18 protein-coding genes are annotated in these 15,041 nt (G+C 43.9%); 11 read left to right on the forward strand and 7 right to left on the reverse strand.

Translation table 11 applies throughout. The annotated features are described in order from the left end of the window. The first annotated feature begins 138 nt into the window (after positions 1–138). From TH606_RS03325 to thiC, 5 genes are all read left to right on the forward strand, one after another. Entirely contained in the window at positions 139–1,236 is a 1,098-nt protein-coding gene (locus TH606_RS03325) for an AI-2E family transporter (RefSeq protein ID WP_068541286.1), read from the forward strand. After that, entirely contained in the window at positions 1,205–2,008 is an 804-nt protein-coding gene (mutM, locus tag TH606_RS03330; protein WP_068541287.1) for a DNA-formamidopyrimidine glycosylase, read from the forward strand. Before TH606_RS03325 ends, mutM begins: the two co-directional genes overlap by 32 nt. A gap of 46 nt (positions 2,009–2,054) precedes the next feature. Further along, positions 2,055–2,588, forward strand: a complete 534-nt coding sequence (gene pyrR, locus TH606_RS03335; RefSeq protein ID WP_068541288.1) for a bifunctional pyr operon transcriptional regulator/uracil phosphoribosyltransferase PyrR — start codon at positions 2,055–2,057, stop codon at positions 2,586–2,588. Beyond that, positions 2,575–3,381 (forward strand): biotin--[acetyl-CoA-carboxylase] ligase, encoded by an 807-nt coding sequence (locus tag TH606_RS03340; protein ID WP_068541289.1) that lies wholly within the window; start codon positions 2,575–2,577, stop codon positions 3,379–3,381. Before pyrR ends, TH606_RS03340 begins: the two co-directional genes overlap by 14 nt. A 63-nt stretch (positions 3,382–3,444) precedes the next feature. Next, complete coding sequence (gene thiC, locus TH606_RS03345; RefSeq protein ID WP_068541290.1) at positions 3,445–4,752, forward strand: phosphomethylpyrimidine synthase ThiC; 1,308 nt, start codon at positions 3,445–3,447, stop codon at positions 4,750–4,752. A gap of 26 nt (positions 4,753–4,778) precedes the next feature. Here thiC and TH606_RS03350 read toward each other — a convergent pair whose 3' ends face one another. From TH606_RS03350 to TH606_RS03375, 6 genes are all read right to left on the reverse strand, one after another. Next, positions 4,779–5,276: a hypothetical protein gene (locus TH606_RS03350; RefSeq protein ID WP_068541291.1), complete on the reverse strand. Its 498-nt coding sequence runs from the start codon at positions 5,274–5,276 to the stop codon at positions 4,779–4,781. Positions 5,277–5,494: 218 nt separating this feature from the next. Continuing rightward, positions 5,495–5,899 (reverse strand): hypothetical protein, encoded by a 405-nt coding sequence (locus TH606_RS03355; RefSeq protein ID WP_068541292.1) that lies wholly within the window; start codon positions 5,897–5,899, stop codon positions 5,495–5,497. Next, the gene (locus tag TH606_RS03360; protein WP_013907435.1) at positions 5,899–6,093 is read right to left on the reverse strand and encodes a hypothetical protein; all 195 of its coding nucleotides are present in this window, start codon (positions 6,091–6,093) and stop codon (positions 5,899–5,901) included. Before TH606_RS03360 ends, TH606_RS03355 begins: the two co-directional genes overlap by 1 nt. After that, a complete protein-coding gene (gene efp / locus TH606_RS03365) occupies positions 6,093–6,656 on the reverse strand; it encodes an elongation factor P (protein WP_068541293.1) in 564 nt (187 codons plus the stop codon). The genes TH606_RS03360 and efp overlap by 1 nt, the downstream gene beginning before the upstream one ends. A gap of 9 nt (positions 6,657–6,665) precedes the next feature. Then, positions 6,666–7,016 (reverse strand): FtsB family cell division protein, encoded by a 351-nt coding sequence (locus TH606_RS03370; RefSeq protein ID WP_068541294.1) that lies wholly within the window; start codon positions 7,014–7,016, stop codon positions 6,666–6,668. Positions 7,017–7,057: 41 nt separating this feature from the next. Next, positions 7,058–8,389, reverse strand: a complete 1,332-nt coding sequence (locus TH606_RS03375) for a sigma-70 family RNA polymerase sigma factor (RefSeq protein WP_068541295.1) — start codon at positions 8,387–8,389, stop codon at positions 7,058–7,060. A gap of 213 nt (positions 8,390–8,602) precedes the next feature. On the opposite strand from TH606_RS03375, the gene TH606_RS03380 reads away from it, so the two are divergent. Continuing rightward, on the forward strand, positions 8,603–9,343 hold the full coding sequence (locus tag TH606_RS03380; RefSeq protein WP_068541296.1) for an RNA 2'-phosphotransferase family protein: 741 nt from the start codon (positions 8,603–8,605) through the stop codon (positions 9,341–9,343). Between the two features lie 136 nt (positions 9,344–9,479). Here TH606_RS03380 and TH606_RS03385 read toward each other — a convergent pair whose 3' ends face one another. Then, positions 9,480–10,343 carry a transposase gene (locus TH606_RS03385; RefSeq protein WP_082863489.1) on the reverse strand — a complete coding sequence of 288 codons (864 nt, stop codon included), beginning with the start codon at positions 10,341–10,343 and terminating at the stop codon, positions 9,480–9,482. 144 nt (positions 10,344–10,487) lie between these two features. Between TH606_RS03385 and trpB the strand changes: the two genes are divergently transcribed. From trpB to yajC, 5 genes are read left to right on the forward strand one after another with little or no spacing between them, the layout of a single operon-like run. Then, a complete protein-coding gene (gene trpB, locus TH606_RS03390) occupies positions 10,488–11,687 on the forward strand; it encodes a tryptophan synthase subunit beta (protein ID WP_082863490.1) in 1,200 nt (399 codons plus the stop codon). Then, positions 11,680–12,495, forward strand: a complete 816-nt coding sequence (gene trpA, locus TH606_RS03395) for a tryptophan synthase subunit alpha (RefSeq protein ID WP_068541299.1) — start codon at positions 11,680–11,682, stop codon at positions 12,493–12,495. Before trpB ends, trpA begins: the two co-directional genes overlap by 8 nt. A gap of 1 nt (position 12,496) precedes the next feature. Then, complete coding sequence (locus TH606_RS03400) at positions 12,497–13,603, forward strand: class I SAM-dependent methyltransferase (protein ID WP_068541300.1); 1,107 nt, start codon at positions 12,497–12,499, stop codon at positions 13,601–13,603. Further along, on the forward strand, positions 13,603–14,727 hold the full coding sequence (gene tgt / locus TH606_RS03405; protein WP_068541301.1) for a tRNA guanosine(34) transglycosylase Tgt: 1,125 nt from the start codon (positions 13,603–13,605) through the stop codon (positions 14,725–14,727). Before TH606_RS03400 ends, tgt begins: the two co-directional genes overlap by 1 nt. After that, positions 14,721–15,041 carry a preprotein translocase subunit YajC gene (gene yajC / locus TH606_RS03410; protein ID WP_013907444.1) on the forward strand — a complete coding sequence of 107 codons (321 nt, stop codon included), beginning with the start codon at positions 14,721–14,723 and terminating at the stop codon, positions 15,039–15,041. Before tgt ends, yajC begins: the two co-directional genes overlap by 7 nt.

The raw sequence follows: 15,041 nt of genomic DNA on the forward strand, positions 1-15,041 counted from the left end.
CTTGCCTTAAAAAGTTTGCCTGTCCCTTTTATCGGCTAAACTTGAGCTGAACTAAAAATTTGTCCATACATTTCTGTCCTTTTTACAGAACTGTTGGTAAAATTGCTTAGTCACTAATTAAAATCTATTTTAAAACTTATGCAGCGCAATTTTATAGCACCCATAATAGGCTTTCTGTTAGCAGCCACTGTCATTTTTTTGACTTTGCGCCTTTATCTTCCATTTTTTCAACCTATTGCCTGGGCAGCGGTGATTGCCCTTTTTTTGCATCCTATTAATCGTTTTTTGCGGCGCAAACTAGGAGGCCGAAGAGGACTTGCCTCTTTGCTTCTTTGTATTTTGTTTATAGTTTTTATTTGTGTACCTATTATTTTTGCCTTTGCCAGCCTTACTTCCCAGGCCATTGACATTGTCACCACCATTAAAACCCATATAGAAGAAGGCAGGTTTACCCTGACTTTTATGCCAGACCCAGAAAAGTATCCCAGGCTATATGCACTCACCAAAACTCTCTTTGAAAGAATAGCTATATATGAACAAGAAATTCAACAGACTTTACTAACGGTAGCTTCTTCGGTGGGCCAATTTTTACTTTCCAGAGGAACTGATATTTTTCGCAATACCATCAACATTATTTTGCAAATAGTTTTCATGATTTTCACTCTTTTTTATCTATTCCGGGATGGAGACTATTTTGTAGATAGCATAAAAAAACTTTTGCCTGTTCCTCCAGAAGAAGCCAACCGTATAATACAAAAAGTTCAACAGGTTATAGAGGCCACACTTTATGGTTCTATTTTGACGGCAGCAGCCCAGGGTTGCCTGGCCCTTTTGATTTATCTTATCCTGAGGATTGATTCCGCCTTCTTGCTTGGATTATTAACGGCTTTTGCCTCTTTTATTCCTCTTTTAGGCACAGCTATGGTCTGGGCCTCGGTGGCCATTTATCTCGCTATATCAGGAGCCTTTGTTAAGGCCATAATTCTTGCTATTTACGGCTCCGTTATAATAAGCCAGATAGACAACCTTATAAGGCCTTACTTCATCGGAGGGCGCACAGAAATACATAATCTCTTTATATTTTTTAGCATTCTTGGCGGGCTTAAATTTTTTGGTTTTCTGGGGGTCTTTTTAGGCCCTATTCTCGTAGCTCTCTCTATCTCTGTGCTTGAAATTTACCGACAAAAGATTACAGAAGAACTCTATGCCAGAACTCCCCGAAGTGGAGACTATTAAAAATAGCCTTGAACCCCTTATTACGGGTAAAACTATAATAGATTGCCAGGTAAACCTGCCTAAACTGATATCACCGGCAGATTTTGCGAAAAAAATAAAAAATCAAACCATTAAAAGATTAAAACGACGGGGAAAATTTCTCCTAATTTTCTTAGAGAAATGGGTTATTATGGTCCATTTTAAGCTTACTGGTCAGCTTATTTTTATAAAAAATGATTTATCTCCTCCACCCTATACTCATGTTGAATTCTTGCTTTCAAAAGGTCGCCTATTTTATGCTGATTTAAGACAATTTGGGCGTCTTATGCTCTGGCCAAAAAAAAATATAAACGAACACCCTTCTTTAAAAAAACTAGGACCTGAACCTTTTGAATTAGATGCAGATTCCTTTTTTAAAATTTTGAACAAAAGTCCTCAGAAAATAAAAGCCTTTCTTCTTGACCAGAAAAAATTGGCTGGCTTGGGAAACATTTACGTTGATGAGTGTCTTTTTAGAGCTGGCATTCACCCGGCAAGGCCAGCTAATTCTCTCTCTCTAACTGAAGCTCAAAGGCTTTTGCTCACCATAAAAGAAACCCTACAGGACGCCATAAAACTAGGCGGTTCTTCAGTTAGAAATTACGTTGATGGCCACGGCAAAGCGGGACAGTTTCAAAAAAAACATCTGGTTTACGGCAAGCGTGGTCAACCCTGCCCTCAATGTCAAAAGCCTTTACTTTATGCCCACATAGCCAGCCGCGGCACCACCTTTTGCCCTTTTTGCCAAAAATAAGGCAGCCAAACTTGAACAAGAAAAGTAAAAATAGTACAAAAAAAATATGACAGAACGTTTTCTTATGGGAGAAAAAGAAATAGACCGCGCTCTTACCAGAATTGCCCATCAAATCCTTGAGCGCAATCATGGTTGCAAAGACTTAGTCCTGGTGGGTATCCGCACTGGAGGAGTACCTTTAGCGGAACGCCTGAAGCAAAAAATCAAGCAAATTGAAGGGATTGAGCCCCCAGTGGGAGTGCTTGATATTACCCTTTATCGCGATGACTGGAGCCGTGCCTCATCTCAACCCCTTGTGCGCCAAACTCAGATACCTTTCCCTATAGACGACAAAGTCGTAGTCTTGGTTGATGACGTTATTTACACCGGACGCACTATTCGCGCTGCCCTTGATGCCCTGGTTGATTTTGGCCGTCCACGTAAAGTAGAACTAGCTGTTTTGGTTGACCGGGGGCACCGGGAACTTCCCATTGAACCCACTTATACTGGTTTTACTATTTCTACCTTGCCTGACGAGCATGTTACCGTCCGCCTTAAAGAGATATCAGGAAAGGACGAGGTAGTCCTTGAGCGGCATTAATAGGCATAAGATACCATCTTTTTCGCAAAACTTGCCTACAAAATGGTTAGGGAAAAAACTCCTTTTTTTTAAAGAACTTTCTTCTACTCAGGATGAAATTAAAAAAAGAGCACTGTCAGAGCCTTCTGGCCTGGTGGTCTGGGCGGATAGGCAAACAAAGGGCAGAGGGAGGCTTTCCCGATCCTGGTATTCTCCTAGGGGAGCTGGGCTTTATTTTTCAATCTTGCTCAAAGAACCTCTGGCACAACCAGTTACCCTTTATAGCCTGGCTACGGCTATAGGAGTGGCCCAGGGCCTTGACCAGTTGCTCAACATACCTGTGCAGCTAAAATGGCCAAATGATATTTTACTCAGGCAAAAAAAGATTGGCGGTATTTTACTGGAAAAAATACCATCAGGGTTAATCATAGGGATAGGCCTAAACGTAAGCTTTAAAAAAGAAGACTTACCGCCGGAAATAAGAGAAAAGGCCACTTCTATTTTTTTAGAGACAGGCCTTGTTTTAAGCCGCCCTCGCCTTTTAAAGGCTATTCTCGTAGAACTGGAAAAAATATACGAAAAACTTAAAGAAAAGGGCTTTTCAGCCATTGAAAAAGCCTGGTTAAAAAGAGATGTGGTGTTGGGAAGTCGCGTGGTCTTAAAACGAGGGGAAGAAGTCATCACCGGCCAGGCCGTAGGTCTTACCCCTGAGGGAAATCTCCTAATAGAAGCCAACCAGGATTTAATCACCATTTCTTCTGGTGAAATAGTAATGTGGGAAATTTCAGGATGGCACCAACCTAAAGCCGCCTAACGTATTGTTCAACTATCACCTTCAGAGTAAATTTTATTTAATTTCTTTTTCGCGAGGTTTGATATGACCATAAAAGAACAGGCACAAAAAGGAATCATCACTAAAGAGATAGAGCTTTGCGCGCTGGCTGAAGGAATTGAGCCAGAAAGGCTTTGCAAACTAGTAGCTGAAGGCAAAGTGGTCATTCCTGCCAATAAAAACTTTAAGCTCTCCCGCCCCTGTGCTATTGGAGCTGGGCTACGAACCAAGGTAAATGCCAATATTGGGACTTCTAAAGATTTTCCTGAGGTAGAACCAGAGCTTGAAAAACTAAACGCGGCTCTTTCTGCTGGAGCTGACGCCATTATGGACCTTTCTACCGGTGGTCCCCTTGACGAAATTCGTAAAAAAATCAGGGAAAACTGCCCTGTTCCCCTGGGCACGGTGCCCATCTATCAAGTGGCGGTTGAAACCGTTGAAAAGAAAAAGCCCATTGTGGAAATGTCTGTTGACCACATGTTCAAAGTAATTGAAAAACAAGCCCAGGACGGCGTTGACTTTATGACCATACACTGCGGTGTTACTCAAACTGTGCTTGAACGATTCAATTATTCTCAGCGGATTTTGGGTGTTGTTTCACGAGGAGGTTCTTTTCTGGTGGAGTGGATGGTTTATAACGACAAAGAAAACCCTTTTTACGAAAACTTTGACGACCTTCTCGCCATTGCCAAAGAATACGATATAACCCTTTCTCTGGGAGACGGAATTAGGCCAGGGTGCCTGGCAGATGCCACTGATGGCCCTCAAATTCAGGAGCTCATAATTCTTGGAGAACTTACCCTGCGAGCCTGGGATGCCGGAGTGCAGGTAATGATTGAAGGCCCGGGGCACGTGCCCCTTGATCAGGTAGAAGCAAACGTAAAGCTGGAAAAATGCCTCTGCCACGGGGCACCGTTTTATGTGTTAGGCCCTCTTGTTACGGATATAGCCCCTGGTTATGACCACATTGGCTGTGCCATCGGGGGAGCCATAGCTGCGGCAGCGGGAGCAGATTTTCTCTGCTATGTTACCCCAGCCGAGCACTTAAGGCTCCCTACCATTGAAGACGTCCGGGAAGGAGTAATTGCTGCCCGTATTGCCGGACATGCTGCGGACATAGTGAAAAGAGTTCCTGGAGCTTTTGAAAAAGACGTGGCCATGGCCAAAGCCAGAGCACGGCTTGATTGGGAAGAACAAATCAAGCTTTCTATAGACCCAGAAAAAGCCAGGCGCTATCGCCAGGAAGGTGGAGTCTCAAAAGGAAAAGCCTGCACTATGTGCGGGGAATACTGCGCTATAAAAGTTTTTGAAAGGGCCAGGAAAAAGAAATTCTTTGTAAGAGGAACGGAATAAGAGAAGGCGCTTGGGCGCCTTCTCTTTTAGGCAAATTTATTAAGAATCCAGGTAACAATCTCGCTCTTTAGCTTCATGTTGTCTTCTTCAGTCAAATTGGTAAGCCAGCGCCTTATCCATTTTTGTACTCGATTAAAATGAGCCTGATTTCCTTTTTCCCCATAAACCATCTCTAAGGCCTGGAGATACCAAATAAAAATAGCGTGTAGAGGGATACACTGGTACTCAAGGGTGATAGGGTATAGTGCCTCGTAAAAGGCGCGGTTTATAAACTTTTTGTCAGGTTCGCTAGCAAACTTGCGAATTACCAGCCGCGAGACATTTTCCCCCTCTTCACCTTCTTTAGGAATATTTTGCTGACGCTCTTGCAGGAGAACCATGTTTTCATTTAGCATTTCCATGCGTTCACGGTTAAGCTTGATAATCTCTTCCTGAAGAAAACCGAGCGCCAGCGGGTTTTCCCTTTCGCGATAATATTTAGCTAACTTCTGGCGTAGCGCCGATTTCCTTGAACGACCACCCATAAAAAATCACCTCTCTAGCTTTTTTAAAAGATTAAACTCAAGCGGCCTTTTTGGCAAATTTTCTTTAAGGGATTAGATAACAAAAATTCGCCTTACATAACTGTTTTCATCGCCTCCAGCTCTCGCAGTGACAAAGGACAAGTCATTGCGAACCACGAAGCGGCGAAGCAACCCACCCTCTCCATAACCCAGCTATTAGTTCGCTTAAGCTAAGGCCATTAAAAATAAAAACGGCGGTGCTGGTCAACCCTTTTGGCCGGCCCAATAATTGGCTCAAGCACTTCTCTTGTGCGACGTACTACTTGCCTGCTTAAAATTAAGGCCTCTTTGGCAGCCTCAACAGAAGGGTTCTGAGCCAGCTCTTTTATGCGCCTTACGTGATTCTTGATTTCTTCTGCCAGATCAGGTTCACAGGCCTTATCTATTTCAGCAAGTATTTTCTCAAGGGGCGGCTTCTCTTTAGGGGCTTCTACCTGGACTATAGCCCAGAGAGCACGGACGGCTCTTTCAGCTGCCTCTAAGGTAAATTTTAATATTTTTTCAGGGTCTTTTTCTTTTTCAGCTAAAGACATCTGCTCTTCTGCATATTTAAAATAAGTGCGCGCCCGAATATAAAAGGGCATTACACTTCCCCTCGTAAACGACGATAAAAATGTTCAGTAAGTTTTTCGTCTGCCAGCTCACAAATTTCAAAGAGAAGTTCAATCATATCCAGCATCTCAGCCTGGCCATCTGGTGGCCTGGCTTCAAGGTCTTCTATAAAGGCTCCGCTTTCCAAATATTCTTTAAATTCCTTGAGCTTTTTAAGTGTAAGCATTATTCTGCCCTCTCCACATAGGCTCCAGTGCGAGTGTCCACTTTTATAAGGTCACCTTCGTTAATAAACAGAGGAACTTTTATCACGGCTCCTGTTTCAAGCTTGGCAGGCTTTGAACCTCCAGAAACAGTATCCCCTCTAACTCCTGGTTCCGTCTCCACTACTTTCAAAACCACGGTGATAGGCAGGTCTATACCAATTGGTTTGCCCTTATAATAAAGAACTTTGACGTTGATATTCTCTTGTAGATACTTCCAGGCATCTCCTAGCTGTTCTTTATCAAGATAGACCTGGTCATAATCTTCCAGGTCCATAAAGACGTACCGGTCTCCCTCAGCGTAAAGATACTGCATCTCTTTTTCTTCCAGGTCTGGCCGTTCAAACTTCTCGCCTGAGCGAAAATTAGCTTCTAAAACGCGCCCAGTAATTAAATCACGCAGTTTAGTGCGCACCGTGGCCTGGCCTTTGGCCACCTTTGAATGCTGAAACTCTAAAATTTCAAAAGGCTTACCATCCCATTCAATTTTTAAACCACGACGAAAATCCGAGGTAGAAATAGACATAATCTCCTCCTACTTAAAAATAATTAAACGCTCACCATCTTTTACCAGGCCATAGTGTCTTCGTGCAATTTCTTCGTAGACCTGAGGGTCACTCTTTAGGCGAGAAATCTTGGCGGAAAGGCGAGCTTTCGTCAAGAGGAGATTTTCTTTTTTGGCAGATAGACTAGAAGTTTGGCGGTCTAAATAAAAATAAAAAGAACTTCCTATTAGAACTAACAACAAAAAAATAAACGCTAGAACCTTTAAAGAAAAGAAGTTTCCGAAAAAGGCCTTCTGCGGAGGCCTTTTTCTCTTTTGCGCGTTAGACAAAACCTTGCGACGACGTTTAGTTTTTCTCTCTGGCCGGTAAACAGAAATCATTTTCCTCAAAAAAGAAAGGGGCGTTCCGCCCCTTTCAAGCCTTAGTCTGAATAATATTTAAAGTGATCTTTTTTTGTCATCTGACGGAGCCTTGATAAGGCTTTCTTTTCAATCTGCCTTATTCGTTCACGAGAAACCCCGAACCGCTTCCCAATTTCTTCAAGGGTGTACTCACTTTCTTCACCGATTCCAAAACGTAAACGGATAATCTTTTCCTCTCGCGGAGAAAGAGTAGATAGCAGGTTACGAACCTTTTCGGAAAGATCCCTATCTTTCACCTGTTCAAAAGGCGATGGGCTTTCTTTGTTTTCAATAAAATCTCCAAGCGTGCTATCTTCGTCACCAATAGGCAGCTCCAGAGAAACAGGTTCTTTAGAAGCTTCAAAAATAGCCAGAATCTTTTCCTGAGGGATACCTGTGCGTTCAGAAATTTCTGCTGGAGTAGGTTCACGCCCGAGCTCTTTTACCAATTCATAAAAGGCTTTGAAGAACTGGCTACGCAACTCAAGGAAATGTACAGGGAGACGAATGGTACGAGTTTTATCAAGTATAGCCCTGGTAATAGCCTGCCTAATCCACCAGGAGGCATAAGTGCTAAACTTGTTACCCTTGCTGTAGTCAAAACGGAAGACTGCGCGCATTAAGCCCAAATTACCTTCCTGAATAAGGTCTGCCAGCGAAAGCCCCTGGCCCATATAACGCTTGGCTATAGAAACTACCAAGCGCAGGTTGGCCTTGACCATCTCGTCTTTGGCCTTTTCAACCTCTTTTGCCCTTTCTTCAATAGCTCTATAAAGCTCTGCAATAGATGCATCTTCAGGATATTTCTTGTGAATTTCTTCAACGGTGCGAACCATTATGTTTAAGTGACTCTTTTTGGGCTTAAGACCAGGATCCCGCTTTTTCCAGAGTCTTATTTGTTCACGCAATTCTTCCATTTCACGAAGCTCGGAAGGATGCTCCATTATAGAATTCACTATGAACTGGAAGCCCCCACGGATTATCTTAGAAAGCTCTTCTTCCCTTTCAGGAGTGAGGAGTTCGTATTTACCCATTTCGCGCAGATAGGCAGAAGTTACCTCTTCGGACTCAGAAGCCGCTACGGGTTCTTCTTCCTCTTGAGTAACTACTTCTTCAATCTTTTTCTCAGGAGAACGCTCTGGCCATTCAGGGTGGTCTTTTTCAAAAAGTTCCTTTTCATCCAGAACTTCTATGTTATTCTTGTAGAGGAAATCGAAAATTTCTTCAATTTTTTTGGGATCACCAAATTCTTCAGGAAGGAGGTCATTCAGAGCTTCGTAAGTAATAGCTCCGTCTTTACCAGCCTCCAAAAGTTTTTCTTCAAGGTTTTGAACTTTTGTTTTCTTTTTCATAAAATTCTCACCTGCCCCTTAGGCATAGTTTTAAGATTAAGCCTTTAATATTTAACACCTTTTTTAAATATCGGCAAGTTTAAAATTTAAGTATAAAAACTAATTAATATTTTAACGATTTAGAATTAATTTGTAAATATTCTAAGGTAAGATCTTTTCAAATTCTTATCTTAATTGCAAAATGGTAAATATAAGTTAAATGTCAAGGCCAAAATGACAGATAAAGAGAGAAAAAAACTTGAAAAAATGCTTTTTTACATTTTGGGGCGCCGCCCTGATGAGTTTGGCCTTGTTCCAGAAGAAGGTTTTGTGCGTTTAAAAGATTTGCACCGGGCTCTAATTGAAGTGGAAGGCTTTAAAAATGTCCGCCTGAAAAAGCTTAAAGACTTTTTTCTAGTCTTCAAACCCGAACGTTTTGAATACAAAGAAGAATCCCAAGTAGTTAGGGTTAAGCCAGAACTGGCAGCCGAAGAAATTTACTTGAAAGAGTTCAGTGAAGACCTTCCAGGAATTTTATACGTACCGGTAAAACCCAGGGCCTGGATAAAAGTTTCTGAAGAAGGCCTTGCCTCAGAAGCCATCGTTTTAACCCCTGATGAAGAGCTAGCAAGAAAAATGGCCAAGAGAAAAGGGGCCCTGGTTATCAAAGTGGATACCAGAAGGGCTGCGGCCCTTGGTGCTATTTTTGAGCGCTTTATTGAAAAATTATTCTTGACCAGCTGGATTCCTGCCGAAGCCTTAAGTGGCCCAAAAGTAGATGAGTCTTTTAAGAAACGCTATTTACCTCCTCCCAAAAAAGAGAAAACACCTGAAATCTCTTTTGAAGTAGAGCTTTTCTCAGAAGAACGGAAACCCCCAGAAGAAGTCCTTCCGTATCGCAAAATAACTAAAGGCCGCAAAAAAGATCCTGCCTGGAAGAAGGCCCAGCGTCTAAAACGCCGAGAGAGAAGATAAGAAAAATAATTGTAGAGACCTTTGCAAAACTTTCTTCGCCACTTCTGGCCCGCAAGGACAAATCAAAATTGTCATCTGTTTTGTGGCGCCTATTAATAGTTATGAGTTTTCCAGAGATCAGTATATTAGTATTAATTCAAAGAAAGACTATATCCTTATATGCCACTCCTTTTATGTTTTTGCCTTTTCTCTCTCTTTTTATTCCTAAAAATTTTCTTAATTTGGCGGCTGTTTTGTCCACAAAACCTCGGCTTCCTATAGCCAGGCTCTCGGTAAAATATTTAACTCTATGCCTGAAAAATTTGCCTGTCCCTTTCTCAGGCTCTCCAAGCCCACCCTTCCCGTATACAAACTCCCGCAACAACTCAAACCTCTCTTTTTCTGTCTTGTTCTCCCAGCTGGTAAGTTCTAGATTGAGCGAAAGGAAATCTTTGCCTGTCCCTCTTCTTGACCGATATCCCAGCGAGCACCAGCGATAGTCCTCTGGCTTACCCACTATCCCTGCCCGCACTGGGTTTAGTTCTATGTAGGCCAGGCAATTAAGGAGCGCCTCGCCTGTCTCCACGATTACGGACTTGAACCTATCAGCCCAGAAATAGCCTCTGCGGTCAACCCGCCTGTTATACCAACGGGAAAACCGCTGTTTTATATCTTGCACATAGCGAGAAAGATTCCCGAGCCTTGCCCGCCACTTTTTGATTAGCTCTTCGTAGAAGTAAATCTTGCGTTTCCTTCCGTAATAGAGCCTGATGCGGCGTTTCACTTCTTCGTCAGAGAACTGGTCTTCAGGTAGTATGCGACAGAGTAGGTGGAAGTGATTGCCCATGATGCAGAAGCCGTAAACTTCCACGAAATAGACCTGAGAGAGCCATTGGATAAGGTGTAACAAGTAGTCCTTTTCTTCCGGACCTAGGACGTCGTGGCCAGGTAAGGCAGTACGAGAAATAATGTGATACGCGGCTCTCGGGTCATCCATAAAGAAACGAGGGATACGTGGCATGCCAAAAACTCCTTTAAAAATTTTGCCTGTCCCTATTATCGGCAGGATTTTGGCAGGACTTAAAAGTTTGCCTGTCCCCTTTTGAGTTTTCATTTGACTAATGTCTAGCCAAAAAGTATTTTTGAGGCAAAAAAGGAGGCCGAGGTGCCACTTCCAGACAAGTTTGGACATTTTGGGCCCTTTGGTGGGCGATACGTTCCTGAGACTCTAATGCCAGCCCTATTTGAGCTGGAAGAGGCCTACCGCCATTACAAGCGAGATAAGGTCTTTAAAAAGGAACTTGATTTTTACTTTAAAACCTATGTAGGAAGGCCTACTCCCCTTTATCCAGCCCGTCAGTTATCAAAAAAACTTGGCGGCCATTTGAAAATTTATCTCAAGCGCGAAGACTTAACCCACACTGGTGCGCATAAAATAAACAATACCATTGGCCAAGTCCTTCTTGCCCAAAAAATGGGGAAAAAGCGCATTATTGCTGAAACTGGAGCTGGCCAGCACGGTGTGGCCACCGCCACAGCTGCCGCTCTCCTTGGCCTTGAATGCATCGTTTATATGGGTGCTAAAGACACTGTTCGTCAGGAAATGAATGTTTTCCGCATGGAACTCCTTGGAGCAAAGGTTGTTCCCGTTTATTCTGGCACCCAAACCTTAAAAGACGCCATAAACGAAGCTATAAGAGACTGGGTAACCAACGTGGAAACTACCTATTACGTAATAGGCTCAGTGGTAGGGCCACACCCTTATCCAATGATGGTGAGAGACTTCCAGAGCGTAATCGGTAAAGAAACCAGAAAGCAAATTCTTACCGCTGAAGGACGTCTTCCCGATGTGCTCATCGCCTGTGTTGGTGGTGGTTCAAACGCCATGGGTTTCTTTTACCCCTTTGTGGAAGATCAAATGGTAAAAATGATAGGGGTTGAGGCCGCAGGGGCTGGCCTTGATACTGACGAACATTCTGCCACCCTCACAGTAGGCGAGCCAGGAGTACTCCACGGCATGATGACCTATCTCCTGCAAGATAAAGTTGGTCAGATAAAAGGAGCCCATTCCGTAGCTCCAGGGCTTGATTATCCTGGGGTTGGGCCTGAGCATGCCTTTTTTAAAGAAACAGGCCGGGCTGAATATGTAGCTGTTGATGACAAGGAAGCCCTTTCTGGATTCAAACTGCTTTCTGAAACCGAAGGCATTATCCCTGCCCTTGAAAGTGCCCATGCTGTAGCTTATCTGGCAAATATTGCCGAAAAACTCCCCAAAGGGACTATCGTTGTGGTCAATCTTTCTGGCCGGGGAGATAAAGACGTGGCAGCAGTGCGTGAATACCTGCGGAGGAAAAGTGATGACTAGAGGCGCACAGGCAGTAGAAAAAGCTATTCGTGAAGCCAATAAACGTGGTGAGGCCGCTCTTATCCCCTTCATTGAAGGGGGGGACCCGGATTTTGCCGCCACCGAGGATCTTCTCTGGGCTCTGGCTGAAGCCGGTGCCGATGTTATAGAATTAGGCTTTCCCTTCTCTGACCCTCTGGCTGATGGTCCCATTATTCAGGAAGCAGCCCAAAGGGCCTTGCGCCACCAGCCAACCATTGACCAGTTCTTGGATTTAATAGCCCGGCTACGCCAGGAAGGCTTTAAAGTTCCAGTAGTAATTATGGGTTACTTGAATCCCTTTTTCCGCTACGGCCTTGAAGCCTTTGCCCAGAATAGCCATCAGAGCGGCCTTGACGGAGCAATTATCCCTGACCTTCCTTTAGAAGAGGCTAAACCCTGGCTAAAAATAGCCCGCAAACACAGGCTTGCCAGTATCCTTTTAGCTGCCCCCACCACCCCTTCAGAAAGGCTTGAAAGGATTGCTAGGTCTTCAACAGGATTTCTCTACTATGTTTCTATAACAGGCATTACCGGCACTAAAGAGGCCCTTCCAGAAGAACTCGCCTTAAAGCTTGATCTGGCAAGAGAAGTAAGCCCCGTGCCTGTAGCCGTGGGGTTTGGTATCTCCAAACCCGAACAGGTAAAGGCCCTTTCTCCTCACGCTGACGCCATAGTGGTAGGAAGTGCTATCGTCAAACTTATAGCTGAACATGAAGGAGAAAAAAGCAAACTTCCAGAAATAGTTGGCCGCTTTGTAAAAGAACTCAAAGAGGCCACCAGACGTTGAAATGAAGGTAAGTGTTTCCCGTGATTTTGCTGAGATTTTAGCTGAAGAATCCCCCATGACTTTTGCCCATTACATGGAACTGGCCCTTTATCACCCGGATTACGGTTATTACGCGCGCGCCCCTAAGATTGGTAAAAAAGGAGACTACATTACCGCCCCTTCTATTCACCCGGTTTTTGGCGCCACCGTAGCCAGGCAAATCCTTGAAGTATGGGAGCTAATGGGAAGGCCTGAAGAGTTTGTTATCTGTGAAGCTGGAGCAGGGGAAGGCTATCTGGCGCTTGATATACTGGATTACCTTGAAAAGAAAGGGGTTTCTTTCCCTTACTACATCCTTGAACCCTTTTCCGCTAATCGTCTGCGCCAGGAAGAAATACTTGAAAAATATTTTGACCAGGTGAGCTGGTTCCCTTCCTGGAAGGAGGTCCCTTCTTTCAAAGGGGTCTTTATTTCCAATGAACTTTTTGATTCTTTTCCAGTACACCTGGTGCAAAAAGTAGAAGGCGAGCTACGAGAGGTCTATGTTAGCTTTAAAGACGGAGTAAAAGAACTACTGGCAGAGTTATCCAGGCCGGAAATCCTTGAAAGGGTGCATCTTTTTGTATCTTCCTGGAAAGAAGGCTATCGTACCGAAGTTTGTCTAGCCTATGAGGCCTTTTTAAAAGGGCTATCGCAAAAGCTGATTCAAGGAGCCGTCATCACTTTTGATTACGGTTACGGCCGAAAAGATTATTATCATGAAGAACGAACCAGCGGCACCCTTCTATGTTTTCAGGAACATCGCATCTTTGAAAATCCCTATCTTTTCCCGGGCAAATGCGATCTTACTGCCCATGTTGACTTTACTGCCCTTAAAGAAATAGGCGAAAAATTGGGCTTTTATACTTACGGCTTTACCTCACAGGCCTCTTTTCTGGTGGCTTTGGGAGTGGAAAAGCTTCTGGCTGAAATTGGCCGCACTGATACCAGGGATATTGAAGCCCTCAAAATGCTCTTATTGCCACAAGGGCTTGGTATGAGCCACTGGGTACTCATTCAAGGCCGAGGTCTTCCTCTGGAAACAAAGTTTTCGGGTTTTAAACTAAGTAATCGTTTGAAAGTGCTCTAATGGCAAGTATTTTCCAGATAGAAAAAAAATGCCCGCAAACCGGGGCTCGCACAGGCTTTCTCTTTACCAGACGAGGGGTTATTGAAACCCCGGTTTTTATGCCGGTAGGCACACAGGCAAGTGTCAAGACCCTTACGCCTGAAGAAGTAAGTGGCCTTGGCGCACGCATTATTCTCGCCAATACCTATCATCTCTTTTTGCGCCCCGGGCACGAATTAATAGCCCGCCACGGAGGCCTTCATCGCTTTATGAACTGGCCCCGCAGTATCCTTACTGATAGTGGGGGCTACCAGGTCTTCAGCCTGGCCAAACTTTGCAAGATTGAAGAAGAAGGTGCAAGATTTCAATCTCATCTTGATGGCCAGGAGTACCTACTTACCCCAGAGCTTTCCATGGAAATACAGGCCGGCCTTGACTCTGACATTCGTATGGTTCTTGATACCTGTATCCCTTATCCCTGCTCTTACGATGAGGCCAAAAGGCTTACTGAACTTACCCATCGCTGGGAAAAGAGGTCTCTTCTGGCCTGGCAAAAAAATCATCGGGAATCTCTAGTTTTTGGTATAACCCAGGGTGGTATGTTTGAGGACTTACGCCGGTATTCAGCCAGAGTTATTGCAAACTTTGACTTCCACGGCCACGCCATTGGTGGGCTAAGCGTGGGAGAGCCCCATGACCTTATGATTGAAATGTTAGAAGCCTCCCTTTCAGAACTTCCTGAAGAAAAACCCCGTTATCTTATGGGTGTAGGGACTCCACAAGACATCCTTGAGGCGGTATCTCGCGGTGTAGATATGTTTGATTGCGTTTTACCTACCCGAAATGCCAGACGCGGCACTCTCTTTACCTCTTTCGGAAAAATCAGCCTTAAACAGTCTCGCTACAAAGACGATGAACGACCCATAGACCCTGAATGTCAGTGCTATACCTGCCGTAATTATTCGCGCGCTTATTTAAGACATTTGTTTATGGCTGGGGAGCTATTGGTTTATCGGTTAAACACCATCCACAATCTCCACTTTTATTTATGCTTTATGGAAGGGATAAGAGATGCTATAAGAAAAGGGCGGTTTGAAGAATTTAAAAAACATTACTACGAAAGAAAGGAGGAAAGTGAATGTTAGGATTAGCTTTTGCCATGGCAGGTAATCCGCAACAGGGAGCAGGGAATCCTTTAATTGGCTTCATTCCCCTAATTTTAATTTTTGTGATTTTTTATTTCTTATTAATCAGACCACAGCAGAAAAGGGCCAAAGAACACCAGAAGTTTCTTGAAAACCTTAAACGGGGAGACCAGGTTTTTACTTCTGGTGGGCTTGTAGGCCGGGTAGAGAAAGTTGATCATGACCTTGTTCACCTTGAAATTGCCCCCAATGTTAAAGTAAAAGTAGTTAAGGCTTACATAGCCGGCCCACTTAATCCTCCAGAGCCTAAATAG

Origin of the sequence: Thermodesulfatator autotrophicus (assembly GCF_001642325.1) — a bacterium.
Taxonomy (GTDB): domain Bacteria; phylum Desulfobacterota; class Thermodesulfobacteria; order Thermodesulfobacteriales; family Thermodesulfatatoraceae; genus Thermodesulfatator; species Thermodesulfatator autotrophicus.

Bases quoted from the DNA above. Each gene is read 5' to 3' on its own strand.
- TH606_RS03325 (WP_068541286.1), top strand. From the start codon at position 139: ATGCAGCGCAATTTTATAGCACCCATAATAGGCTTTCTGTTAGCAGCC.
- mutM (WP_068541287.1), top strand. From the start codon at position 1,205: ATGCCAGAACTCCCCGAAGTGGAGACTATTAAAAATAGCCTTGAACCC.
- pyrR (WP_068541288.1), top strand. From the start codon at position 2,055: ATGACAGAACGTTTTCTTATGGGAGAAAAAGAAATAGACCGCGCTCTT.
- thiC (WP_068541290.1), top strand. From the start codon at position 3,445: ATGACCATAAAAGAACAGGCACAAAAAGGAATCATCACTAAAGAGATA.
- TH606_RS03350 (WP_068541291.1), bottom strand. From the start codon at position 5,276: ATGGGTGGTCGTTCAAGGAAATCGGCGCTACGCCAGAAGTTAGCTAAA.
- TH606_RS03355 (WP_068541292.1), bottom strand. From the start codon at position 5,899: ATGCCCTTTTATATTCGGGCGCGCACTTATTTTAAATATGCAGAAGAG.
- TH606_RS03360 (WP_013907435.1), bottom strand. From the start codon at position 6,093: ATGCTTACACTTAAAAAGCTCAAGGAATTTAAAGAATATTTGGAAAGC.
- efp (WP_068541293.1), bottom strand. From the start codon at position 6,656: ATGTCTATTTCTACCTCGGATTTTCGTCGTGGTTTAAAAATTGAATGG.
- TH606_RS03370 (WP_068541294.1), bottom strand. From the start codon at position 7,016: ATGATTTCTGTTTACCGGCCAGAGAGAAAAACTAAACGTCGTCGCAAG.
- TH606_RS03375 (WP_068541295.1), bottom strand. From the start codon at position 8,389: ATGAAAAAGAAAACAAAAGTTCAAAACCTTGAAGAAAAACTTTTGGAG.
- TH606_RS03380 (WP_068541296.1), top strand. From the start codon at position 8,603: ATGACAGATAAAGAGAGAAAAAAACTTGAAAAAATGCTTTTTTACATT.
- TH606_RS03385 (WP_082863489.1), bottom strand. From the start codon at position 10,343: ATGCCACGTATCCCTCGTTTCTTTATGGATGACCCGAGAGCCGCGTAT.
- trpA (WP_068541299.1), top strand. From the start codon at position 11,680: ATGACTAGAGGCGCACAGGCAGTAGAAAAAGCTATTCGTGAAGCCAAT.
- TH606_RS03400 (WP_068541300.1), top strand. From the start codon at position 12,497: ATGAAGGTAAGTGTTTCCCGTGATTTTGCTGAGATTTTAGCTGAAGAA.
- tgt (WP_068541301.1), top strand. From the start codon at position 13,603: ATGGCAAGTATTTTCCAGATAGAAAAAAAATGCCCGCAAACCGGGGCT.
- yajC (WP_013907444.1), top strand. From the start codon at position 14,721: ATGTTAGGATTAGCTTTTGCCATGGCAGGTAATCCGCAACAGGGAGCA.